This window comes from Arthrobacter sp. 10N44_2, assembly GCF_056394385.1.
This window is the reverse complement of record NZ_JBFTHT010000017.1, coordinates 149,527-155,526: the sequence shown is the minus strand read 5'-3', so window position 1 is coordinate 155,526 and position 6,000 is coordinate 149,527. Positions and strand designations below refer to the sequence as shown.

At 64.3% G+C, this 6,000-nt stretch carries 9 protein-coding genes and 1 pseudogene; 3 read left to right on the top strand and 7 right to left on the bottom strand.

What is annotated here, in order from left to right; translation table 11 throughout:
- Nucleotides 1–548 (bottom strand): annotated as a pseudogene (locus AC1DBX_RS16910) (thiolase family protein); the annotation flags it as partial.
- A 44-nt stretch (nt 549–592) separates the two neighbouring features.
- Between AC1DBX_RS16910 and AC1DBX_RS16905 the strand changes: the two are divergent.
- Complete coding sequence (locus tag AC1DBX_RS16905) at nt 593–799, top strand: TetR-like C-terminal domain-containing protein (protein WP_476932291.1); 207 nt, start codon at nt 593–595, stop codon at nt 797–799.
- 74 nt (nt 800–873) lie between these two features.
- Here AC1DBX_RS16905 and AC1DBX_RS16900 read toward each other — a convergent pair whose 3' ends face one another.
- From AC1DBX_RS16900 to AC1DBX_RS16890, 3 genes are all read right to left on the bottom strand, one after another.
- The gene (locus AC1DBX_RS16900) at nt 874–1,596 is read right to left on the bottom strand and encodes a DUF2182 domain-containing protein (protein ID WP_476932290.1); all 723 of its coding nucleotides are present in this window, start codon (nt 1,594–1,596) and stop codon (nt 874–876) included.
- Nucleotides 1,597–1,641: 45 nt separating this feature from the next.
- Complete coding sequence (locus tag AC1DBX_RS16895; RefSeq protein ID WP_476932289.1) at nt 1,642–2,247, bottom strand: DUF1326 domain-containing protein; 606 nt, start codon at nt 2,245–2,247, stop codon at nt 1,642–1,644.
- A 193-nt stretch (nt 2,248–2,440) separates the two neighbouring features.
- Nucleotides 2,441–2,644 carry a hypothetical protein gene (locus AC1DBX_RS16890; RefSeq protein WP_043435465.1) on the bottom strand — a complete coding sequence of 68 codons (204 nt, stop codon included), beginning with the start codon at nt 2,642–2,644 and terminating at the stop codon, nt 2,441–2,443.
- Between the two features lie 82 nt (nt 2,645–2,726).
- Here AC1DBX_RS16890 and AC1DBX_RS16885 point away from each other — a divergent pair, with 82 nt between their 5' ends.
- Nucleotides 2,727–3,500, top strand: coding sequence for an ion transporter (locus AC1DBX_RS16885; protein ID WP_476857359.1), 774 nt, complete (start codon nt 2,727–2,729; stop codon nt 3,498–3,500).
- Nucleotides 3,501–3,554: 54 nt separating this feature from the next.
- On the opposite strand, the gene AC1DBX_RS16880 is transcribed toward AC1DBX_RS16885, so the two are convergent.
- The 3 genes from AC1DBX_RS16880 to AC1DBX_RS16870 form a co-directional block, all read right to left on the bottom strand.
- Nucleotides 3,555–3,773, bottom strand: a complete 219-nt coding sequence (locus AC1DBX_RS16880) for a VOC family protein (RefSeq protein ID WP_476932288.1) — start codon at nt 3,771–3,773, stop codon at nt 3,555–3,557.
- The gene (locus AC1DBX_RS16875) at nt 3,700–4,380 is read right to left on the bottom strand and encodes a VOC family protein (RefSeq protein WP_476932287.1); all 681 of its coding nucleotides are present in this window, start codon (nt 4,378–4,380) and stop codon (nt 3,700–3,702) included. Before AC1DBX_RS16875 ends, AC1DBX_RS16880 begins: the two co-directional genes overlap by 74 nt.
- 73 nt (nt 4,381–4,453) lie before the next feature.
- The gene (locus AC1DBX_RS16870; protein ID WP_476932286.1) at nt 4,454–4,777 is read right to left on the bottom strand and encodes a carboxymuconolactone decarboxylase; all 324 of its coding nucleotides are present in this window, start codon (nt 4,775–4,777) and stop codon (nt 4,454–4,456) included.
- 457 nt (nt 4,778–5,234) lie between these two features.
- On the opposite strand from AC1DBX_RS16870, the gene AC1DBX_RS16865 reads away from it, so the two are divergent.
- A complete protein-coding gene (locus AC1DBX_RS16865; protein ID WP_476857362.1) occupies nt 5,235–5,888 on the top strand; it encodes a TMEM175 family protein in 654 nt (217 codons plus the stop codon).
- The last annotated feature ends 112 nt before the right edge of the window (nt 5,889–6,000 follow it).

The window sequence follows — 6,000 nt, the reverse complement described above, 5'->3', positions numbered from 1 at the left end:
ACCAGGTCCGTGCCCGGGACCGGGACGACGAGGTTGTCGTAGAAACCCTCGTCCCAGGCCGCGGCGGCGAGGTTGTGGGAGCCGGCGGAGAACTCGTCCTGCTGCTCGCGGGTCACGCCGTACTTCTCCCGGAGCCGTTCGGTGGCCTCGCCCAGGGAGATGGTCCAGTCCGCCGGCATGGCCTGGTTCACCAGCCGCCAGCCCAGCGTGGTGGAGGCCAGGGTCAGGTCCCCGGCCGGGTAGGGCTTCTCGGTCTTCGGCAGCACCCACGGGGCGCGGGACATCGATTCGGCGCCGCCGATCAGCATCAGTTCGGCGTCGCCGGTGTTGATCTGCCGGGAGGCGATGATCGCCGCGTCCAGGGAGGAGCCGCAGAGCCGGTTGACCGTGGTGCCCGGGACCGAGACGGGCAGCCCGGCCAGCAGGGTGCCCATCCGGGCGACGTTGCGGTTCTCCTCGCCCGCGCCGTTCGCGTTGCCGAACACCACCTCATCGATCCGCTCCACGTCCAGGGCCGGGGCGCGCTTCACGGATTCGCGGATCACGTGCGGAACTTGCGCGTGCTTACCGGGAGCGGGTGGTGAACCGCCGGGTGGCAGATGTACGCCTCCTGGTGGAGCGGGGCATCTCCCGAGGAGACCTGAGCCCGGACGTCGACGCCGAGATGCTCACCGACCTCCTGCTGGGGCCGATCTACTACCGGTTCTTCCTGAGCGGCCAGCCGCTGGACGAGGGCTTTGGGGTCCGGCTGGTCAGCACGCTGTTTTCGCGCCGACCCGCCCACGGGGGCACGCCGTAGAAGCGATGACGGCGCGGGGGCCCGTGCCGATGTCGGTCCCCGGACTGTCATTCGAAAACGACGGTCAGCGTCCCTTACATGGGTGCGGGCATGTATAGCCCGGGCAGCAGCTCCGGGTGTGCCGGGACGAAGAGCGCGAAAACGATCAGCGAGACACCGGTTATCCGGCTGAAGGCGGGCCCGTATTTCCATGTCTTCTCCAGGAAGATAACTACCGTGAGCACGGCCATCCACGCCAGGTTCATCACGCCCACGGCAATCAGCACCACCATGAGCCCCCAACAGCAGCCGACGCAGTACACGCCGTGGTACATGCCGACGCGGACGTCCCGCAAGCGGCCCTTGTACCCGGACACGTGCAACAGGAAGGCTATGGGCGACCGGCAGTGCCTGAGGCAAAAGTCCTTCAGCGGGGTGAGCTGGTAGGCGCCGGCCGCCACGAGGACTCCGGCACCCACCCAGGGTGCGATGTCCGCCGCGTTCTCAGCCAGCAGTCCGGCGAGCGCCGCGGCCGCGTAGGCCACGACGCCGAATCCGATCCATGTCAGAAGGTAGCCGCCTACCAGGGCCGTTGTCCGGATGGCCCTGACCCGGCGGCTGCGCACGGCGCGGATGGATCTGAGATACGTCGAAGTCAGGGGCGCCAGCGCCGGCAACATCATGGCTGCCATCATCAGCGTCCACACCGCCAGGAAACCCCAGAGCCTCAATCCCATCGTTCCCGGGCCCGTGGACATGTCGGAAAGGCCTAGGAACGTCAGGTACCAGGCCAGCGCGGCGCACCCGATCAGCGCCAATTCTCCGGCATGGTGGCCAGCTGTCAGGCGGCTCCTGCCCGGCACCTAAGCGGACCAGGCGAAGGGGGCCGAGAAGGAGTTCTTCCCGGCGTTATCCCAGGTCATCCCGAACACGTCGACGCGGGCGGTGCTGGATGTGCCGGCTGCCAGAGTGTCGGCCGGGAATCCGACCCCGCTAATTTTCACTCCCCGCCCTGTGGAATCAAATGGATTCATGAAGTCCTCGACCACCATCTCGACTGCACTGCCAATACGCACCTGGTGGACACGCCCGTCGTCGGCGTAGGCCATCTCCAGGGACTCCATGCCCGCCATTTCACCGATCAAGGGTGCGAGGCCCTCCATCGGTCCGCCGAGCTGGCCGCCGAAGACTGCACCGAGCGCTTCGGCCTGCTCGGCGGAGGCGGCGGCGTCCATCAGGAGACCGACCTTCCAGCCCCCCTCACTCATCAGGGCCGGGGTATCGGCGAGGACGCAGACTGTCAGACCGCCGACGTCGACACCGTTGACTTCGCCGGTTTCCACGTGGAAGGCCAAGGCCACGTTGCAGCGGTCATTGTCCGCCGGTGCCGTCTGTCCTGTCGCCGTACACGGGCAGACCATGTCGCAATTGCAATTCTCAAAGTATGTACCCTCGACATGCCACGGCATTTAGGGCTCCTTTCGAAGAGGCCCCCCAAAACAAATCCTCCTCGCGGCCCTGAGCAGTGTCAACGTCCTGCGGACACCCCTGCAAAAGGCCATTCTGGGCGGCCCTGCGCTTCGAATGGAGGGGTGGGGATCATGCGGCCGGGATGGGCGCCAGGGCGACTTTTCCGTTTACAGGAGCGGTGTAACACCGCTGCTAGCTGGCCGGCGTCACGACGTCCTCAAGCATTGACCTGTCGAAGAATCGGACCTCACCCGTTGCCTGGAAAAACACCGGCACGACCGAGGTGCTCGGGTCCTTCGAGGTTTCGTAGATCTCAGGCGCGCCCCCGTGTTTGCGCGCGATGGTTCCAACCAGGTCAGTGCCGCGAACCCGGACAGTTCGATATTTGTAGCTCATGTGGACCCCTTCGTCTGCCAAATCAAACCCTACTCCTGAAAAAGCGTCAGCCACGCCGTTGCTTGCGTGCCAGAATCCTCATATGACCAAGGAACGAAGTGAACTGAAGAGCACCGGATACGAGATCTTCATCGGTATCCTTTCGATCCTGTCGATTATCAATCTCGTGCTCTTGTATGTCGTGCAGGACCAGTACCTCGACACGGTGCTCACCGTGATGAACGCCATTTTCAGTGTGATCTTCCTTGCGGACTTCCTCTACCGGATCCTCACCGCGCCATCGGCCGGCGCCTATTTCTTCAAGCACTTTGGCTGGGCCGACCTGTTGGCCAGCGTGCCTGTCGCGCAATTCAAGATCCTGCGCATCTTCCGGCTGATCCGGGTGTACCGCCTGCTCCGCGACGTCGGCGTCCGCACGATCAGCCGCGCGCTGATCAAGGACCGGGCCGGCAGCTCCCTGTACATCCTGCTGCTCATGGGCATTCTCGTGCTCGAATTCGGCAGCCTCGCCATGCTCCGCGTCGAGCAGTACGCCCCGGGGGCCAACATCACGACCGCCTCCGACGCCATCTGGTACACCATCGTCACGATCTCGACAGTCGGATATGGTGACCAGTATCCGGTCACCGAACCGGGCCGTCTGATCGGGGCAGGCATCATTGTCCTCGGTGTCGGCATCTTCGGCACATTCACCGGCTACCTGGCCAACTTCTTTCTGTCTCCCAAGAATCCCGCACCGCCGGTCGATGCCGCCGGGACGGGACCCGCGACGGTCGAAGGACTCCGTCAGCGCCTCGAAGAGTCCGAAGCCAAGCTCACCGAGATCAAAAAGCTGCTTGCCGGGCCAACCGGGTGAACGTTCGTCCCATAGCTGCCGCCATCTGACCCGGCGCCTCTATTGAAGGAGCGCTCATGGCGACGGGGGCGTGAACTGGCTGGCGGTAAACTCCGCTCCCTGGGGGTCCCGGATCAGTGCCGTGCGCGTCCACTCGGTCTCGCTTTGGCTAACGACTTGGGCGCCGAGTCGCTTCGCATCAACCACTGTCCGGTCCCGGTCAGCAACGGTGAACGAGACGTGCCAGTGCGGCAGTTCGTCGGGGGGCCGTGGTCGCGATCCAGGCGATCGCATCCTCGAAGCCAGGTGGAGGGGCCAGCACTGACTGCCTCGCCCGGATGCCTGGATCGATTGTCGCCTCAAGGTGATCACCGTAACCGGGCCTGCGGATCATCATCGCGAAGCCGAGGTCGTCGACTTGCCAGCCAAACACGTCCTCATAGAACTTGATGGCCGCGCCGGGGTCAGGCGTGTGGAGATCACTGAAATTCCAGGACCCCGGCTGATTGGCCATTTGTGCCCCTAAGCGTCGCTTGGCTTGCCAGATGCGGATCCCGACGCCCCCTGGATCGGTCAACGCCGCACTGCGGCCGCCTTCTCCAGCGTCTGCGGCTGCCGACCGTACCGTAGCGCCGGCAGCGACCAAACGCTGCACTGCGGTATCCGCGTCCTCGACGGATACGTAGGTATTCCATGTCGCGGCACCCCGGGTGTCCGCCATCCCGGCGACGTCCTGGCCATCGAGCTTGGCAATCAAGTATCGGCCTGGCGCGCCCGCCGACACAGCGTCCTCGAACGTCCAGCCAAAGAGGCCTGCATAGAACTCGGCGGCCGCCTCTACGTCGGGCTGCTCGGTGTCGATCCAACACGGTACACCCTCAGGGTAGGTTCGCTGGGTCATGTCTCGCTCCCGCAGTCCCTTTCGTAGTACCGCTTGGCGTGATCAGTCCTCGGCCGGGGCATCGGCTTCAGCCTCAAGCTCGGCTTCGAGCTCGGCTTCGGCCACTGCGATGACAAAGCCGAGCGCAATGGCGAGGTTTGCTGCCTGCCGCCACGATCCGGGGAGTGCAGACAATGGGCGCAACTGCGATGACGATGCCCTGGACATCATCTGCCGTGACGCCGGCGTCGACCGCCGTACCGGCGTTGAGCAGGTAGGAGGCGGGTGGAGCGTCGACGGAGACGAGGGCCGCGATACGGGCGTGCATCAACTCGCGGGGAACAAGGGTGGAGCGTTCGAGCGACACGGCGGTGATGTCGGCGAGGGCGTCGACGACGGGGGTTTCTTCTTCGGCCATGATCATGTCTCCATCTGGATTCGGTGTTGGGTGCCGAGCCGACGGCACGGGCGAGGGGCCCGGCCCGTCTGCAAAGTGACCCTGTACGTCCCAGGGAGACATCACCCCCGCGGGATGAACCGATCGCCGGCCATCGGACTCCGTAACAGACGGGCCTCGAGCGTGCGGCGGGATCATTTCTCGGTAGCCGCCAAGTAGCGAGGTCGCCTTTGACGCACAATTGCTGACCCGCCCAAAAGGATTTGAGCCCGATGTATCCGTCGGCCCCAATGCCGAGAGATATACCCGTTACGGTGTCGGCTGGAAGAAGGTCTGGATGAAACGTAGGAGTCGGTGAGTCCGTCATATGTGGGGCCGAAATCGGCCATGGGGCGTGGCTGCCCCACGGGCAGCGCATCAAGTAGATCGTTCGTTGCGGATGAGCCGGATGTCAAGAAGCGGCTGCCATGCTTGTCCCATGGATGACCAGGTTGGTGCCGCGCAGCCGCAACCCCGGCCGTCTGCCTATCGGACCGGGCGGATGGAAGCATTCAGCGACGGCGTGTTCGCCATCGCGATAACGCTCCTCATTTTGGAGATCTCGGTCCCTGCCGGCTCCCACGAGAACCTCGTCGGCGCGCTGGTCGACCTGTGGCCGTCGTACTTAGCCTACTTGGTCAGCTTCTCGACGATTGGGGCGGTCTGGTTTGCCCACACCGTTATCACCGAATACCTCGACCATGCCGACTCGGTGTTCGTGCGGCTGAACCTGTTACTGCTCCTGGTTGTCTCGTTCCTGCCGTTTCCGACGAAGTTGCTGGCCGAATTCATCCACGAAGCCGGGCCCGAGCGGATCGCGGCGACCGTCTACGGCATCAACCTGCTCCTATCGATGATCATGATTTCGGTGACCTGGCGATATGCTGTCCGCGCGCGTCTCGTGCGCCCGGATCTGGCTGATGAGGATGTGAAGACCCTCACCAAACGGCTAACGCCCACGCTGGGCGTGTACGTCGCCATGATCCTGATTGGGCTGGTCCAGCCAGTCATCGCCGTCTTCGGCTATCTGGCACTCGCCCTGTTTATCCTCCTGCCGTTCAGCGCCATCCGGCGCCGTTCCCGTTCCGCTTGACCGGCGGGTAGGCAGAATCGGGGGCTTTGCATTCAAGATTCCTGTCGATGCGCTGCGGCCGCCACGGCGGGCTGAGCATCGGTTCATCCCATGGGGGTGATGTCGTCCTCCG

Excerpts from the sequence above, each read along its gene's own strand:
- AC1DBX_RS16890 (WP_043435465.1), bottom strand. The coding sequence starts at position 2,644 with ATGAGCTACAAATATCGAACTGTCCGGGTTCGCGGCACTGACCTGGTT.
- AC1DBX_RS16875 (WP_476932287.1), bottom strand. The coding sequence starts at position 4,380 with ATGACCCAGCGAACCTACCCTGAGGGTGTACCGTGTTGGATCGACACC.
- AC1DBX_RS16885 (WP_476857359.1), top strand. The coding sequence starts at position 2,727 with ATGACCAAGGAACGAAGTGAACTGAAGAGCACCGGATACGAGATCTTC.
- AC1DBX_RS16895 (WP_476932289.1), bottom strand. The coding sequence starts at position 2,247 with ATGCCGTGGCATGTCGAGGGTACATACTTTGAGAATTGCAATTGCGAC.
- AC1DBX_RS16865 (WP_476857362.1), top strand. The coding sequence starts at position 5,235 with ATGGATGACCAGGTTGGTGCCGCGCAGCCGCAACCCCGGCCGTCTGCC.
- AC1DBX_RS16880 (WP_476932288.1), bottom strand. The coding sequence starts at position 3,773 with ATGCGATCGCCTGGATCGCGACCACGGCCCCCCGACGAACTGCCGCAC.
- AC1DBX_RS16870 (WP_476932286.1), bottom strand. The coding sequence starts at position 4,777 with ATGGCCGAAGAAGAAACCCCCGTCGTCGACGCCCTCGCCGACATCACC.